The 15,549-nt window shown below is 52.5% G+C and carries 11 protein-coding genes; 6 read left to right on the top strand and 5 right to left on the bottom strand.

Annotation, left to right across the window (positions count from 1 at the left end; all coding sequences use genetic code 11):
* Positions 1-173: 173 nt before the first annotated feature.
* Complete coding sequence (locus tag METH11B_RS28960; RefSeq protein ID WP_231499561.1) at positions 174-785, top strand: hypothetical protein; 612 nt, start codon at positions 174-176, stop codon at positions 783-785.
* Here METH11B_RS28960 and METH11B_RS0100935 read toward each other — a convergent pair.
* From METH11B_RS0100935 to traF, 3 genes are all read right to left on the bottom strand, one after another.
* Positions 779-3,976 carry a conjugal transfer protein TraG N-terminal domain-containing protein gene (locus tag METH11B_RS0100935; RefSeq protein ID WP_026600356.1) on the bottom strand — a complete coding sequence of 1,066 codons (3,198 nt, stop codon included), beginning with the start codon at positions 3,974-3,976 and terminating at the stop codon, positions 779-781. The two genes, METH11B_RS28960 and METH11B_RS0100935, sit on opposite strands and share 7 nt — an antisense overlap.
* Before the next feature lie 116 nt (positions 3,977-4,092).
* Positions 4,093-5,550: a conjugal transfer protein TraH gene (locus tag METH11B_RS0100930; RefSeq protein ID WP_026600355.1), complete on the bottom strand. Its 1,458-nt coding sequence runs from the start codon at positions 5,548-5,550 to the stop codon at positions 4,093-4,095.
* Entirely contained in the window at positions 5,547-6,563 is a 1,017-nt protein-coding gene (gene traF / locus METH11B_RS0100925) for a conjugal transfer protein TraF (RefSeq protein ID WP_026600354.1), read from the bottom strand. Before traF ends, METH11B_RS0100930 begins: the two co-directional genes overlap by 4 nt.
* A 488-nt stretch (positions 6,564-7,051) precedes the next feature.
* On the opposite strand from traF, the gene mobI reads away from it, so the two are divergent.
* Complete coding sequence (gene mobI / locus METH11B_RS0100915; RefSeq protein WP_026600352.1) at positions 7,052-7,522, top strand: conjugative transfer protein MobI(A/C); 471 nt, start codon at positions 7,052-7,054, stop codon at positions 7,520-7,522.
* A 370-nt stretch (positions 7,523-7,892) separates the two neighbouring features.
* Here mobI and trfA read toward each other — a convergent pair whose 3' ends face one another.
* Together trfA and METH11B_RS0100900 are read right to left on the bottom strand one after the other, a co-directional pair.
* Entirely contained in the window at positions 7,893-8,759 is an 867-nt protein-coding gene (trfA, locus tag METH11B_RS0100905) for a plasmid replication initiator TrfA (protein WP_026600350.1), read from the bottom strand.
* A gap of 9 nt (positions 8,760-8,768) precedes the next feature.
* A complete protein-coding gene (locus METH11B_RS0100900; protein WP_026600349.1) occupies positions 8,769-9,248 on the bottom strand; it encodes a hypothetical protein in 480 nt (159 codons plus the stop codon).
* A gap of 128 nt (positions 9,249-9,376) precedes the next feature.
* Here METH11B_RS0100900 and mobH point away from each other — a divergent pair, with 128 nt between their 5' ends.
* The 4 genes from mobH (at position 9,377) to METH11B_RS0100875 (ending at position 15,430) form a co-directional block, all read left to right on the top strand.
* A complete protein-coding gene (gene mobH / locus METH11B_RS25945) occupies positions 9,377-11,710 on the top strand; it encodes a MobH family relaxase (protein ID WP_051426985.1) in 2,334 nt (777 codons plus the stop codon).
* The gene (traD, locus tag METH11B_RS0100885) at positions 11,707-13,551 is read left to right on the top strand and encodes a conjugative transfer system coupling protein TraD (RefSeq protein ID WP_026600347.1); all 1,845 of its coding nucleotides are present in this window, start codon (positions 11,707-11,709) and stop codon (positions 13,549-13,551) included. The genes mobH and traD overlap by 4 nt, the downstream gene beginning before the upstream one ends.
* On the top strand, positions 13,548-14,180 hold the full coding sequence (locus METH11B_RS0100880; RefSeq protein ID WP_026600346.1) for a DUF4400 domain-containing protein: 633 nt from the start codon (positions 13,548-13,550) through the stop codon (positions 14,178-14,180). The genes traD and METH11B_RS0100880 overlap by 4 nt, the downstream gene beginning before the upstream one ends.
* A gap of 110 nt (positions 14,181-14,290) precedes the next feature.
* Positions 14,291-15,430, top strand: a complete 1,140-nt coding sequence (locus METH11B_RS0100875) for a hypothetical protein (protein WP_026600345.1) — start codon at positions 14,291-14,293, stop codon at positions 15,428-15,430.
* Positions 15,431-15,549: the final 119 nt, after the last annotated feature.

Here is a 15,549-nt window from a genome sequence, read left to right as displayed (position 1 = left end):
AAGCAAGGCGTGCTCAGCGCTTAGAGACAATATAAATGAGCCCTCAGTCTGAGTCAGACTGAGGGTGTAAATAGATCAACCTTAAGGTAAAATAATCCAATAATTTCAATATCATGACTTGGAAATTCTGCAATATCGACGTACGATAATCGCACCAAGATATTCGGGAGCTAATGATGTCATCCTCTCTATCAAACCGATTTAAAGGCCGAGCCACGATTCAGCAATCGAACGTCCATTCAGTTTTTAGCGGACATCATGCCACTGTACATTGCCATGACTGTAAACGCTCTATGGTGCCACGAGTTGTCACTTACTATGGCCAGCCACTGAAATCGATTTGCCCGTTTTGCGGAAGCACGTTTGCATCGTTCCCATCGGGTTTTACGCGATTTATCCAATCCAGATATTCAGATGTTCTTTCCTTTTTAGTTCTTCAAAAGCTGGTAACTATAACGATATGTCTTGTAGTGCTATGGTTTGTTGCTGACTGGGGAAACCTCCCAGATAACATCAGTTTGTTTGCAGCATTCGGAACGGTGTTCTTTCTTGCGTTGATATTGGCTGAATTAGTATTTCAGGGAGTCGAGCGTATGGCAGCCAAGTTTCTTCATCAAAGTAATTACTATTGGGCGATATTGGTATTAGTTTCCATGTTTATTGCCCATGAGTTCCCGGCGCTAGCTGGCTATGTTGCTCTATTTTTCTTTATGATTATTGCTCGTGGCTTTGTTGCTGTCTTTATCCTAGCCTGGAAAAAACCAGTAAAATCCACCTTTCAATAATTGATCAGCCCACGGGCTCGATTATATTGTCCTATCTGGTCGATCAGATCCTGTCTGTTTTGGCCAGCTGCACTTCTCAATAATTTAGCGATAGTATTGGCTTCATTTTCGCCTTCTTCATTTATCATCTTCTGCTTCGCTTCCCCCAATCCACCAGTGTTTTCACTACTCACAGCGATCCCATCAAAGGCTTCAAACATAGCAGCACGATAATAAGCTTGCTGACTTGATGTCAGCTTGTCGGCAACTTTATTGACTCTTTGATCAGCCCAGGCTTGCGTAGCTTGAGCGAAACCAGGATAGGACTGGGATGCCGCGTGTTTAAAAGCGTCCCAATTTCCAGCACCTCTTGACTGCGCTTCATCATAACTATTATTGAATTGTTTCAAGTACTCCTGTCCAGCAGCTCCCATGGCTTCAAGATTTTTAGCAGTACTGTAGACTCCACCGCCTATGTAGTTGTAAGACAACTCTGCAGCAGAAGGCGTGTCATTGGCCGCAGCCGCAATCGATTGCCTAAAATGCTCTGCCTTGACATTCGCCAATTTCCCAAAGCCTTCTTTTGAGTTTTGTTCACGCTCAGCCAGGTTACGATCATGTTGTGCTTCGATACTGGCCTCGCCGCCGGCAATTTTCCCCGTCGCTGAACGAATCCGTGTCTGCGTACGCTGTTCTAGCGATTCGGTTTCAACGCGTGGGTCTTTAAGCTGAGCCTGTTCGACTGATGTCTGAACCTTGCCAGTTTCAGGAGCATTGGTTTTCAAGGTTTCGTTCCGGTTGGCATTCCACCTTTGATCGGCCTGCGGCGCATTAAAGGCATCGCCCAACAGTTGGTAACCCGAGATGTGTGCTTGGTGCGATTGTTGATCATCCAGCGTGCGGTAACTGGGTGACGAGAAGCCGGTCAATAACGACATGCCAGCGGCGGCATAGGCCTGATCGGCATCGCTAATCCAACCGGCGGCTTTCCATTGCGAGGCCAGTCGCTGCGTATCACCTCGCAAGCCATATTGATCGAGGGTTTGATCCAGGCGTTCCATCAAGCCAGGATCATGCGCGATTTTGTATCCCGTTTCCGCCGCACCGAAGCTCGCTTGCGTTCCGAAGCGTTGTTGAGCCGATAAAGTTTGTTGATAGGATTCGCTGGCGGATACCGCGTCGGTTGCGCTGTGTTGCAACGAGGACAACGATTGATTTTGTAGCCCCATTGAGGCGACGTTTCGGGTACCGGTCTGCGCATCCAGTGCCAGGCTTTTAGCCAAGCCGGCTTGATAACCCTGACTGTCATTGACGGTTTGACTGATGTCGGCGGCGATGGCATCGGACTTATCCTGACCGACTTTAAAATCATTTTGTAGTCGCCCCGAAATCGCTGCATTCAATTTATCGTTTGAGGTCTTGCCGCCGGCATTGGCACTGCCAGCCACCAGCGCCGAAAAGTGATCCGCAGAAATACCAGTATCCGCATGCTTCTTGGCAAAAGCTTCGCCAAATTGACGATTATAGGCATCGGTATAACTGGAACTGCTGGCGATTTGATTGCCCAATGAACGACTATCAAACGCATCGCTGCTGATGCTCGCCGACTTCGACGCCGTGGACGACACGCTATGCATAAAGCTATTGGTGGCTTGCTCGGACGCTGAATAGGCAGATGAAACGGCCGCGCTCATGTCCTTCCCGGCGGTAAAGGTCGGCAGCACCTTGTCGACCCCGGTTTGAGTAACCGCCGACAATGGACTGTATTGATGCTGCGCTTGCGCATTCAAGACCGGCGCCGGGCTGACCACATCCGGCGTAGCGATTTTCTCGTTCACATAATCGCCACCGTCCATCCGTCCCAAAAAATGGGTAGCAGTCACTGCCCCGCGATAAATCAGCATCAAGGTGATGGCCGGCGTCGACGCGGCCAACATGCCGCCAATCGACAGCCATTGTTGCAACTCCATATCCAGCTGGTAAATGCCCATCATTGACGGCAAATTGTAAGTCGCCGTAGTCAGTGCAGCCATTTTGCCTGCGGCCGACATTTGGATGAACAGATTGATCACCGCCAAAATCGGCATCCACAATTGGATCCACAGCAACATCGAGAAGTAGCCGATATTCATCCGGATGCCGACATTGCCCAGCATCACCACAAAGGCCATGATCGGTGCGATGGCATAACTCAAGCCTTCGATGAAGGCCATCATCGGTCGGACGATCTTGGCAAACAGGGTTTGTTCGGCGGCCCATTGGGTGTTGCGTTGCTGGATGGCTTGCTCGACCATCGCCGCTTTGTTCCAATGCAAACCGTCTTCATGCCGGCCGATCACGCCTTTCTCGAACATCGGCAGGATCGCCGACATCAGCATGTAATCGGCGGCATCGACTACGCCGGGTCCGGCCAACGCATCGAAGGCATCCTGGATTTTCGGCACCGTATCGCCTGCCGCCGGTACGCCCAAGGTCGGTTGCAACAACCCTTCCAGCGCCGTCGCAAAATTTCCATTGGCCACTACGCTCAAATCGGCCCAGGCATCGGTACAGGTTTTGGTTTGCGGTTGGCCACCGACATAGATTTGGGTCATGTAGATGTCGGAATCGAAGCGGATGGCATTCAGGGGATCCGCATCGCGTAAGATGGCATCCACCGATTTCTGGTTTAAATCAACACCGGTCAACGTGCATTCACGCACATAATTGGCAAACGAGGTTTCCATGTCGCTACCGGCATTCGGCACGTTGGCTGCGCCTAAATTCACTCGCGACAACAGATTCTTCCGTACCGCCGTTAGGGTCTGCAAGCTGTCGGCAAAGCCATTGCCGGTCATCGACGGTGTTCCAAAGCCTTGTTCGAATAACCGTGTCGTACGATAACCCATGTTCGACATCACGCTGCCTACGACCGCCGGCCCCAACGGTACGTTGTCGACCACTACCACGCTGCCAGTATAAGCATCCTCGATCGACACCCGTACCGACGGCGCATACAGCATCAACCACAACACATAGGCCAGCAATAAATCCTGATAGCGAATGCCTCGGCCATCCCATTGCAACAACGCCCTGAGCATGACGATGATGACGCCGATCAAACCGCCGACGGCCGCCGCGGCACTGTAGTCGCCGGTGCCAGAGATCATCGCAATCGCATTGAGGACAGCTTGCAAATAGGCGGAATCGCCCACGGAAAAGATTTCAAACATGGGCGATTGCCTTTAAAGAAATAGGGTAAAACCAAGACACGCCTACGATTGATAGAAAGCACCAGTAAGCGAGTCTTGTAGTGCAGTTCGGACAGAGGCTCATGCGGTTGACTCCATTAAGGCGTCGGCCAAGCGGTGCCAGACGCCGGCAATTGCGCCACGGTGCCATAGTGTTTAGGCTTCACGGTGGTCATCAATTGTTGGTAAAACGCCATCAGGGTTTGCGGATTACCGTAGCGACCGGCGATGGTGACGTATTCGTCCTGGATTTGCTCCCTTGCATCCTTCAAAGCGTCCATCAACAACTTGGCATAGGCGTGGTCATTCATATGTGCCGCAGTCTGCACAGCGTTGAGCAAATCGTTGACAATCAGCTGCGCCAATTCCAGGGCAATCACCGGTGCCGCTTCTTCGGCCCAGAGTTTGGCAATGCCGGCATCCTCCCTAGCCAGGTTATGGATCATGCCGCCGATGGCATCCGGCACGGTTTGCATGAAGGCTTTTTCGCTGTCGGTGATTTGACCGCTGTTGGTCGAGAATTTGTAGAGTAGTCCGTTGCCGGTATTGGCCGAACCCAGCAGAATTTCCATCACCCGTTGCTTCAAGCCCACCAGATTGACGTTCTGGACGATGGGTTTCAGACACTGATCGGCATCATGACCATCGCTGCAGGTATACATCCTGACGGTTTGATAACTGTTGCCGGCGTCGTTGCCGTACATCAAATCCTTGATACGCAACACCGGCGGCGGCGCGCTAATGGCATTGTTTTCGCCTTTGCCGTCGGGCGCGGCTTGCGGCGCATCGACGATCACCGTACCGGAAATGCTCATCGCCGCTTCCAGCAAACTGTTGCCACCAAACCTAAACCAACCGCCGGCATTTTGATTGACCAAAGCCCGCCAAACCAGATTGCCTTGGATGACCTTGGTCATGTCGGTGGGATCGTTTTGTTTGATTTGTTGCACCGGATCGCCCAAGGTACTGGTATTGGTCCAACTGGAAAACACATCCGAAATGCCTTGGGTAAACGAGGCATTGGACAGATTGGTTTTACTTTGCAGATCGAAGGCTTTGACAGTGTCGTTGACCAAACCCTGAGCCAACCTGCATGAGTTGCTGAACATCTGGTTCATTTCCTGGATTTTCTTTTGCAGGTCGGTCATCACCGACGCACACCAGGGACACATGGCACCCACGGCCAACTGAAACGCATACCCTGCGGCATTGCCAGCCACATTACGCATCAATTGCACAAACTGGTTGAAGTTGATGAAACTGAAGCTACCGGCAAACAAGTCGATCCCACCGCAGCCGGCGCTGAACGACGGCGGCACGAAGGAAACCAGGTTGGTATTGGTGATGCCGTTGCGCGCCACCAGGCTGCCGCCGGTAATCACGCCGCGGCGCTGTCCTAAATGGGCGGTCGGCGCCGTAAAATTGGTCATGGTGCCGAACATGCTATCCATTTCCTGTTGCAGGTCGGCATAAGCAGGAACGGCACTCTCAACCAACAGAATCAATACTAATACCTGGCGATATGGGTAACGATAGCGAAATGAAAACGACATCATGGCGTACTCCCGAGATGCGCACTGCGTTGCAATGCCTGGATCAGCGATAGTGGATCTTGAGTGACCGCAGGGCTGATGCTACCGGCGGCCGGTAACAACATCGGCGTGTTACGGATGCCCTGAGTGGTTTGGTATTGGGAGGCATCGATCCAACCGGCTTCCTTGGCCGCCAGCAGAATCCGACCGGTAACTTCTTCTAACGACAACGCGCCTTGCGCCAACGGCACAATCTGCTTGGGCGGTTTCATCAGAAACAGTGCCGGGGTTTGTTCAACGCCCAACATTGCAGCCTGACCGTTATCACGTTTGAACTGACTGAAAAAGCCGTTCGGCATCGGTAAACCATCCAGCGACACAGGATAAATCTTGAATCCGTAGGCGTTTTCCAGCATCGCCAGAATCGGTGCTTGTACATGGCAATAAGGGCAATCAGATCGGAAGAAAAACAAAATACCGGCTTGGGCGGCAATCGCTTTCAAGGCTTGTTCGGCCACCACGCCGGCCTGATGATTGGCTTCATTGGCGGCATAGGTTGCCACCGGTCGGCGCACCGTTTCGTCGAGTTGCGGATCGGACATCACCACGTAGCGCGCAGCGTTGGTAAACCGCTCGGCTTTATCCATCATCACCCGCTGCAGGTAATAAAACGCCGACACATTCTCGGGACTCGGATCGTCGATGGCCTGGTTCAGGTAATGCTCCAAGTTTTGCTTCAGCCAGGCTGAGGACAGTGGCTGGGGTTCTGCAGAAGGCTGGACTTGTGTTTTGGGTTCAATTTCAGTTTGAACGACGCTGGGCGGACTGATGTCAGGCTTGGGTTTTTCCTGATCGGCTTGAGTTTCCGGTTGGTTTTTTTTTACCGGCTCCGGCAATACCTCATACCAAAACCAGCCGCGTTGTTTGTCTTCGAAATACGACGCAACCGGTCTGTCGACAGCCTCATCAGCCGAGGCGGTCAATGCCTGCAGCAATAACGTCATTAACATCAACAGTACGAAGGGATATGGGTTCATAGCCCTATTGTTACACCAGTCACCTGGCTATTCGTGTGCAATAAAAGTCAAATTCGACCTAATTTGTACGACAGGGCAATTTTTTTTACCTTGGCTGCAATAAAGGCCGATTTTGGCCTTTATTGTCAGTCCATCGGTTTTTACCTCGCCTAGAATCCGCGGCAGGTTTTGATCAGACTCAGCGCATAAACCTGTGCAGGATTTCCGTTCGGCGGTTCCCTGATCTATCAGGGACATTCAGCGAACATTTTCAGTCATTGGCAATGTGCCGTGTCTAAACAGGGACAGGCCGATAAACCGGTTATCAGGGAACATCGATGTCAACCTGGCCATGTTTCGCAGAACATATCCCTAAGTATTCAGGGACGCGGCGTCTAAATGTCTGTACAGGTTTTTGGCCTCAGCCCTGTGTCAAACCGGACCCCCCCAAAAAAAATCCCTCAGGGACGACCACTCTAAATCCCTGAAGTTAAGTATTAGGAAAATTCATGAAAAGCGACGATAGCGAGAAAGAATCCTTACTGCCGACTGATGCAGCCATCCCAGTGTGGCTGGAGAGTAAAGCGGAGCAATTGCATGCCCACGCGCGGATGTTGGTGGATGATTACTGGCGACAAATGAATCAGCGACATCAACATGTGACCACCCAAGAGCGCGGGCATATTGGCGTTCGGATTCGTCGTCGTGAAAGTCGTTTGTCGTTTAGCATCGAGTGGTACCGGATGGCCACCCTGCGCCAAAAGGGTCAAACTAAACCGATTTGCCAATACCTGAAAAAAGGTCCTGGCTATCGCTATCCCCTGCAGCGGATCCTGAAGGGTGAACCCGACTGGGAGCAGCAACTGGTGGAAACCTTGGAAAACGAATTCGCCGATATCCGTAAACAAGTGGCCCTGCTGGGTACACTGCGCGATGCCTATTGGCAGTTTCAAAAAGCCATGGCAACGGGCTCGCACTGAGTGTCGATGACGCTGCTGATGGGCAGACCAAGGCCCAAAGTTATCCACAGGGCAGCGGCCCTATATTTAGATTAAAAAAAGATTATAAATAGATTAGCACCCGATTTTTTAGGTCGTTGAAAATCGCTGTAGGCCACGCCAATCGTGACTTGCAGCGATTCCAAAAAACGCACTGAGCGTCGGTCGAATGCCGTGTAAAACGTCGGCCGAATGCCGTGCTTTTTGTCGGTCGAATGCCGTGTCTGTCGGCCGAATGCCGTGCCACCGTCGGTCGAATGCCGTGTCCGTGTCGGTCGAATGCCGTTAGTGCGTCGGCCGAATGCCGTATCGACCGAGCCAAAATAGCGTCGGTCGAATGCCGTGCTTTTTTTCAACCGCTGTTGCCCTGTAAATACCGTTGCTGGCTCGCTGTGGGGTGTTTTTTAACTTTGACGGTATCCTCGCCGATCTCAAAGCTTTCCAGACTACCGCAGTCGACCAAGGCTTCCAATGCTTTGCGTAAACGGTATTTGAAGTCACGCAGGGTCGTGGCACTGCTGCCGCTCAAACGGTGGATGGTGTTGATTTTCAACGGATAGGGCGCTGCATGTGACGACATAAATCCCTGTAACCAGAGTGCCAAGGGGTGTTTACGTAATTTACGACGTTGCTCGAACTCGATGTAGGTGTAGCCGTCTTCAAACAAGCGCAGCATGGATTCGGTCACTTCCACCACGTAGCGATGGGTCACTTCATCACGGTGATACCGTAAGAACCCTTTTTCGCCAAAGGTGTCGCGGCCTTGAAAGGTGATTTCCACAAAGGCGCCGCCTAAACGCGCCATGGATTCCTTCAACCATTCGTGCTGACTTTTGCCGGTCGATCGGCCTAAAGCCATCAGCAACGCATGCGCACTGAAGGTCACGCTAAAGCCCGGCAATTGCGTTCTGGATAGATGCACGATCTGCATCCAGACGTCCAGATCGGACTGATTGAGCTGAACGCCGAGATAACGGACTTCGATCCCCTCGACTGCGGCCAATAGGGTACGTTTTTTGTACGCTATCCGCTCATTGCCCTGCACCCCGGCAAACAAGGCGCTGCGCAAACAGGCATTCGGCGTGCCGCGCATACCGGCAGGCCAATGCGGTAAAGTCGCCAAGGGTTCGACTTTTGTGGGTTTGGATTTTTTAAGGGCCACCAGTTTTTGAAAGCGGTTGTCGAGATTGCCTAACGCGTCGTTGCTTGTGATAGTCATGACGCCCCCTTATTTCAGCAGACTACTGGGGTTGCAGGCATGCTGTAAGGCAGCCCGCATGTCTGTCGAGTCGATCAGCGCGCGTTCCTCAAGCGACAGGTCGAGCTGATGATGGCAGTATTTTCGCCAGGCGCGTTCCAACTGGGATGGGTCGTCGATCTGCGTGAATTCGATTGAATCCGCAAAGCTGTTGTCAGGGTGTTTGGGCTTTGCAACGGTATCGGCATCGTTTACGGCCCGCCAGGGCTGATCCACTTGCCTGACAACATGCTCTATCGACGCGGTCCGTAGCGCCGAACCGCCTATTCCGCCAGTCTGCCAGGCACTATCCAGGTGCCAGGGCTTTTTGGAATCAAGCATCATCGATCCGATGACGATTTCGTGAATGTGTTCATCCACTGCACTCGGCGATGCGCAAGCCGTGCACAGCGCCAAGCCTACAATCGGGATAAACGAGCGAATATGAGGGGGGATGGTGTCAATGTTCATGCTGCCTCCAGACGAATCAGAAAGCGCAGTACATTAATCACAAACTTTTCTGCTCTTCGTACAATAAAGGTCGAATTTGACCTTTATTGTACGAAGGGTCCAAAATTTTTATGTCACGATGCGGCGCCATGGAAAACGCCACGTCATCTTTCATCCAACGTATCAGTCAGCGTCTTTGGGGCGATAAACCGGCTTTGGTCAGTGCACCACCGGCATCGTCTGGCGAGGAGATTCCACGTTATCCACCATTCATGAAGGGGCTGCCGGCGGCATCGGTAGAGCGTGTTCTGGCCACCCAAAGCGAGCTGATTCAATCGATAGAGCAGGCATTGGCATTGCCCGATGCGTTATATCAGGCGATTGCACTACCGGTCATTACACGCTATGCCGCATTCAGTCACTTGTTGCCGGCCTCCGAATCACATCACCATCGCGGCGCCGGTGGTTTGTTTAGGCATGGCCTTGAAGTCGCACATTGGGCGTCCCTGGCATCGCACGGCTGCCTATTTGCAAGCGACGCCACACCCAAATCCCGTAAAACCTTGGAGCCGCGCTGGCGATTGGCCGTGTGTTTTGCCGGCTTATTGCACGATATTGGTAAACCTGTCTCCGATATCGCTGTTACCGACAGTCAGGGGCTGCACACCTGGAATCCCTGTGACGAAAATTTGATCGACTGGGCGGCACAACACCGTATCGATCGTTATTTTTTGCGCTGGCGAGAGAACCGTCATAAACGCCACCAACAGTTTTCGGCACTGGTTATCGAGCGGGTGTTAACGCGTGAGTCGCGTGCTTACCTGCTGGAACCGGGACCAGAAATCATGCAAGCGCTACTGGAAACCTTGCATGGTCTGGATCGCGGTAGCAAGCTCTATGAGTTAGTGGTTACCGCAGACTGCAAAAGCGTGGAACGCGATTTGAAAACCCATGCGCATTCGGTCGATGCGGCGTTGGGGATGCCGGTCGAGCGGTATCTGTTCGATGCGATGCGGCGCTTGATTAAATCAGGCCAGTGGCTGGTCAACGACAAAGGCGCCAGAGTATGGCGATTTCAATCCGGTGTGCATATTGTTTGGCGGACTGGCGCGCAAGACATCGTCGGTTTGCTGGCCAAAGACAAGGTGCCCGGTATTCCGCGCGATGAAGATACCTTGGCGGATATTTTGATCGAACGCGGTTTGGCGATTCCCAAACGCGATGCCGCAGGCCGCCAGTACCGCTATTGGCGTATGAGACCGGATGGCTTGGACGCCGTGTTTTACATGCTGCGTTTGGCATCGTTGGAGTCGATATTCAGCAATGAGCCGCCGGCCGCGATCGAAGGATTTGAAGTTGAGGACGAGGAATCTACTACACCAACCCAACCAGGAACCAAAGACCAGGCATTGCCGGAAAAGACTGAAGCAGTCAAATCTCGCAAACCGACCAAGCCTAAGCCGGTTTCGCAGGCACCATCAACCGACCACGAGATGCCAACCTTGGCGGCCATTCCCGATGGCACTAGCCAAGAGCAGGTCCCGTTATCCCCAGTCTTGCAGGTTGAATCGGATACCGGTGATACCGACAAACCCACCCCCCTTGTCGATGACGGATGCACGCCGAGCGTGGATGGCGATACCAAGTCTTTAGCCGACCCTCAAGCGGACATCGTGACTGAGCATACCCAATCCCAATCCATCCAAGACCCAGAAGTCTTATGGCTCCGCAATCATGGACAGGCCGGCGCGTGGCTTATCGAAATCGCGAACCGGATTAGTCAGGGGCAGTGGTCATGGAACGGCGACATCTTCGAAAAACAAGGAAAATGGTTATGCCTATTTCCAGATGTTCCGCTAAAGCTTCAAGTTGAAAGCGATGTGTTCATTCAAGGATTGGTCGATCAAAACTGGTTAGTGACCGATGTTCTGTCTCCGATGCGGAAAGTGCAAACCTTAGGGCAGCAACGCGTCGTACAACTGGCTGAGGAACCTGCGCAGAGGCTATTGCGCATGATAGGCGCTTTACCGGTTCAAGCATCGAATGCCACACCAACTGCATTGCCTGCTGAAAATGTCGAAGTCAAACCAGACAAGCGTATCGATCCCGTCAATCCATCGACCCTTCAAAAGCCCACCCAGCAGCGAAACACAAAAGCCAAACCACGCAGTCACAAGCAACCAGCAGAACCCCCAGTAACGTCGACAACAGTCATGGATTCAGTCAAACCAAGCATTAACGACGGCATTCCGAGTGTGCAACCTGGGCAAGATTTTCCGGCAGTGGGCGTGTGGATCTCGACACTGCGCACCCATCCCGATCAGCAAGACGCCTGGATCACTGTTTCTGATGACGAACTTGGGGTCTACCTGGACGGACATCCCGACTTGAAACGCTACGAGTTCCTACGCGAAATCAGTCAGCATCCTGACTGCCAAGTGCTGGGACGTGGGCAAGGCATCAAAGTACGGATCAAACCATGAAATCCGATTACGACTACCAATTTCCCTGGCGGCCCATCTTCGAGGTGTATGCCATCTCGGGCTGGCTAGGCGGTGCCGGTTTGGCGCATTTCACGAGTCGCTGGTCGGGCTTGCCACGCGAACCCTTCGACTGGTTGATGACGGCGTGCGGGGTCATGGCGTGTTGGCGATTGTCGCCGGCCTTGAGTCTTTGGTACCGCAAACGCCGGTTGCGACAGTTTCGGTTCCAATACCTGGATGCCGAAAAGCTTGTCACCCTGGTGAATCGCAACCCCGAGGCCTTGTGGTTCGGTTGGGGATTCGATTGGGTGCAAAAGCATGCGCAATTGGCCTATGAGATTTTGAAACGCGATGTCTCGACGCTGATTCCCAGCGATCATCAACGGATGGGCTCGGCCTGGATACATGGCCTGGAAGTGTCCGAAGGCGACATTCGTCAGCCCTTGCAGCATACCGCCGGCCATACGCTACTAGTCGGTACCACCGGTGCCGGTAAAACGCGCGCCTTTGATGTGTTGGTGACCCAAGCGGTATTGCGGGGCGAAGCGGTGATCATCATCGATCCCAAAGGCGACAAGGATTTGATGGCCTGTGCCAAACGGGCTTGTGCCTTGGCCAAGCGCCCGGATCGCTTCGTGTATTTCCACCCGGCGTTTCCGGAAGACAGCGTGCGTCTGGATCCCTTACACAATTTCAACCGGCCTTCGGAAATCGCCAGTCGCATCAGCGCCATTTCGCCTAGCGAAAGCAGTAACGATCCCTTCAAGGCCTTTGGTCAAAAATCCCTGGATAACGTGATTCAGGGTTTGATGGTGATCGAGGAACGGCCAACCCTGGTCAAACTGCGCCGTTACCTGGAAGGCGGTCCTTCGACACTGGTGATTCAAGCCTTGGAACGCTATTTCGACAACAACCTGGGCCATTGGCGACACGAGGCGCGACCTTACCTGAAGAATGCCAAGGACATCGATTCCAAAGCGTTGGGATTGGTGCGGTTTTACCGAGAGGTCGTGCAATATCAATTGCCGAATCTGGATTTGGAAGGCTTGTTGTCCTTGTTCGAACACGACCGAGCGCACTTCAGCAAGATGGTCGCCTCCTTGATTCCGATCATGAACATGCTGACCTCGGGTTCTTTGGGGCCTTTGCTGTCACCCAATCCCCACGACGTGGATGATTTGCGTCCCATCACCAATACCGGCCATATCATCGAAAAGGCCCAGGTTGCTTACATCGGCCTGGATTCGTTATCGGACGGCATGGTGGGTAGCGCCATTGGATCGATTCTGTTAGCCGACTTGGCCGCTGTCGCCGGCGATCGCTACAACTACGGCGTCTCGGATAGACCCGTGAATGTGTTTGTCGACGAAGCCGCCGAAGTCATCAACGATCCCTTCATTCAGGTGTTGAACAAAGGCCGCGGTGCCAAGATTCGCTTGTTCATCGCCACCCAGACTTTTGCCGACTTTGCCGCCCGCACCGGTTCTCAGGACAAAGCCCGGCAAGTGCTGGGTAACGTCAACAACCTGATTGCCCTGCGCATCATGGATAGCGAAACACAGCAGTACATCACCGACAACCTGCCAAAAACCCGCTTGAAATACATCATGCGCACCCAAGGCGTAGCGACTAGCGCGACCAATCCCACAGTGTTTTCCGGCAATGTTGGTGAACGCCTGATGGAGGAAGAAGGTGATTTGTTCGCACCGCAGTTACTCGGACAACTGCCGGACTTGCATTACATCGCCAAGTTATCCGGCGGCCGCATCGTCAAAGGTCGCTTGCCGATACTGCAATCGGAACTGGACCGACAACAGAATCGCCAAGGTGCGAGCTCATGACCCGCAATCTGTTGTTCAGCCTGATGCTTTGGCTACTGGAAGTGATCCTGGTGGCCAGTTTTGTGTCCGACCGCTGGACGCGCGAACTGCAGCGTGCCGAAGATCAGATGATGATCGGTTATTTTGGCGCCGATAAAGAATCACAGATCAGCCACACCGCGCAGCGCTGGTTTGATCGCTTGTTCGTCACCACCGGCATCCGCGACAGCGTGTTCCGCTACTTCATCCCCACCGAGCGCGAACGGCAGATGTCCAAAGGCTTCGAGGATGTGGGGCGTAACGATTTGTTTCCCTTTATCGAAAGCCGGCTCAACGTACTGTGGGACACGATCTATCAAATGATCAAGCGCCTGACCACCGCCTGCATCTGGTTACCGTACTTGGCAGCTGCCTTGCTGCCGTTTGTCGTCGACGGACTGGTGCGGCGCAAGATCAGCCAGACCAACTTCGATTACCCCAGCCCCATGGCGCATCGCTACAGCCTTTATCTGATTCTGGGTGCGCTGTATCTGCTGCTGGTCAGTTTGACACTGCCGTTTCCGATTCCACCGCAAGCTGTGCCAGTAGGTGTCTTTGTCGTCACCTACGCCGTCAACGTACTGTTGGCCAACACGCAAAAGCGGGTGTAGGTGTTCCATGAATGTCATCTGTTTTCTGCACGGCATGATCAACACACATCCGGCGCATAACCCCAAACGTGTTTTACCCCTCAACCTCAACACAACCCAGGAGCATTATCATGTTAAACCGTTCTATTAACGACACCGCTACGTCGGATCCTTTGGTTAAATACATTACGTTAACCGCTAAGAAAGTCGCTCTGTACCCAACGTCGCCTGAGCTCGATTCACTTTTTCGAGCGTTTATTGAGTCCTGTATTGCAAATAGCCAGGACGATATTTTGGTAAGCGCTTTACGACAATCGGAAGGTTTGCACGTATTTTCGCTATTAAATGAGCGCATTGTTTCGCTCGCCGAACGGATTCGGGTGAGATTGCCGTCTATGCCGAATGCAGAGTCGATCGTATTCGCCATCCCGATGGTCATCGAGTCCCATCCTGAAAAGGCTTTACCTAAGCGTATTGAAGACCCCGAACGCATTAGACAATTGCTTCAAAGCCATGGGCTGATCAACGATAGACAAGCCCTCGCCATTCACGACGAATTATTCACCCTTGAAGACATCAACTGGTTACCTAGCCAAATTCGCCAGATCAACCAGCAGTTGATCGAGCAAGCCGAAGGCGAAATTCCAACATCGGAATCACGCCGTTCTTTTGTTATGAAGCCCTCGGAGAATCCGGAGGGGGACCTCATTTTGCGATTCCTGGTGGGTGTGGTGATTAGCGATCAGGCATTAACGCCTCTTTTTTGTGAACAGCCCAAATCGGATGACTTTGGGGAATTTGCCGAAGAATGGTCAGAGGCCTTTAAAGAGGAGATGGATGAACAAACCGGTCACAACGTCTGGGAGATTGAAAAACCCAATCCACTCAGTATTGCCGCCTCGCGCGGGATTCATTTACTCAATGAGCTTGATATCTTCTATAAGCTAAATATGAAAGCCCAAGAATACCCCGTGTCAAAAGTCGTGCTCAGTAAACACGGTGTCGATGACATACCCACCGAAATACGGGCGGCTTTTTTTGATCGTGAAAAAGAATTGTCAACCGTTTACGTTTGGCCGCTCTTGACAACCGATGACGCTAAGTCAGTATTCGAAGACATCAACGGGCTACTGACCAATCTCAATATTCCTCACGTGATTGACAACAATCTTCTTCCTGCCATCGAGTTCACGGGACATTTCGATCACTATTGTGAATCGATGTCCAGGCAATTGGAACCAGAGGAGCCTCAAACATTCTTTATATGCTGAGTGATTTGGGTTGAACATGATGATGGCAGCCTGATGGCCTTTGAAGAGGGTCAGATGTAGCGCCCAGAATTTACATGAAATGGCTTGAATCAGCTGGCATACCCTCGCGGTCATGGTCA

Origin of the sequence: Methylomonas sp. 11b (genome assembly GCF_000515215.1) — a bacterium.
Lineage (GTDB): Bacteria > Pseudomonadota > Gammaproteobacteria > Methylococcales > Methylomonadaceae > Methylomonas.
The sequence above is the reverse complement of the archived record's forward strand: the minus strand, read 5'-3'. Positions and strand labels throughout refer to the sequence as shown.

Bases quoted from the DNA above. Each gene is read 5' to 3' on its own strand.
- METH11B_RS28960 (WP_231499561.1), top strand. From the start codon at position 174: ATGATGTCATCCTCTCTATCAAACCGATTTAAAGGCCGAGCCACGATT.
- METH11B_RS0100935 (WP_026600356.1), bottom strand. From the start codon at position 3,976: ATGTTTGAAATCTTTTCCGTGGGCGATTCCGCCTATTTGCAAGCTGTC.
- METH11B_RS0100930 (WP_026600355.1), bottom strand. From the start codon at position 5,550: ATGATGTCGTTTTCATTTCGCTATCGTTACCCATATCGCCAGGTATTA.
- traF (WP_026600354.1), bottom strand. From the start codon at position 6,563: ATGAACCCATATCCCTTCGTACTGTTGATGTTAATGACGTTATTGCTG.
- mobI (WP_026600352.1), top strand. From the start codon at position 7,052: ATGAAAAGCGACGATAGCGAGAAAGAATCCTTACTGCCGACTGATGCA.
- trfA (WP_026600350.1), bottom strand. From the start codon at position 8,759: ATGACTATCACAAGCAACGACGCGTTAGGCAATCTCGACAACCGCTTT.
- METH11B_RS0100900 (WP_026600349.1), bottom strand. From the start codon at position 9,248: ATGAACATTGACACCATCCCCCCTCATATTCGCTCGTTTATCCCGATT.
- mobH (WP_051426985.1), top strand. From the start codon at position 9,377: ATGGAAAACGCCACGTCATCTTTCATCCAACGTATCAGTCAGCGTCTT.
- traD (WP_026600347.1), top strand. From the start codon at position 11,707: ATGAAATCCGATTACGACTACCAATTTCCCTGGCGGCCCATCTTCGAG.
- METH11B_RS0100880 (WP_026600346.1), top strand. From the start codon at position 13,548: ATGACCCGCAATCTGTTGTTCAGCCTGATGCTTTGGCTACTGGAAGTG.
- METH11B_RS0100875 (WP_026600345.1), top strand. From the start codon at position 14,291: ATGTTAAACCGTTCTATTAACGACACCGCTACGTCGGATCCTTTGGTT.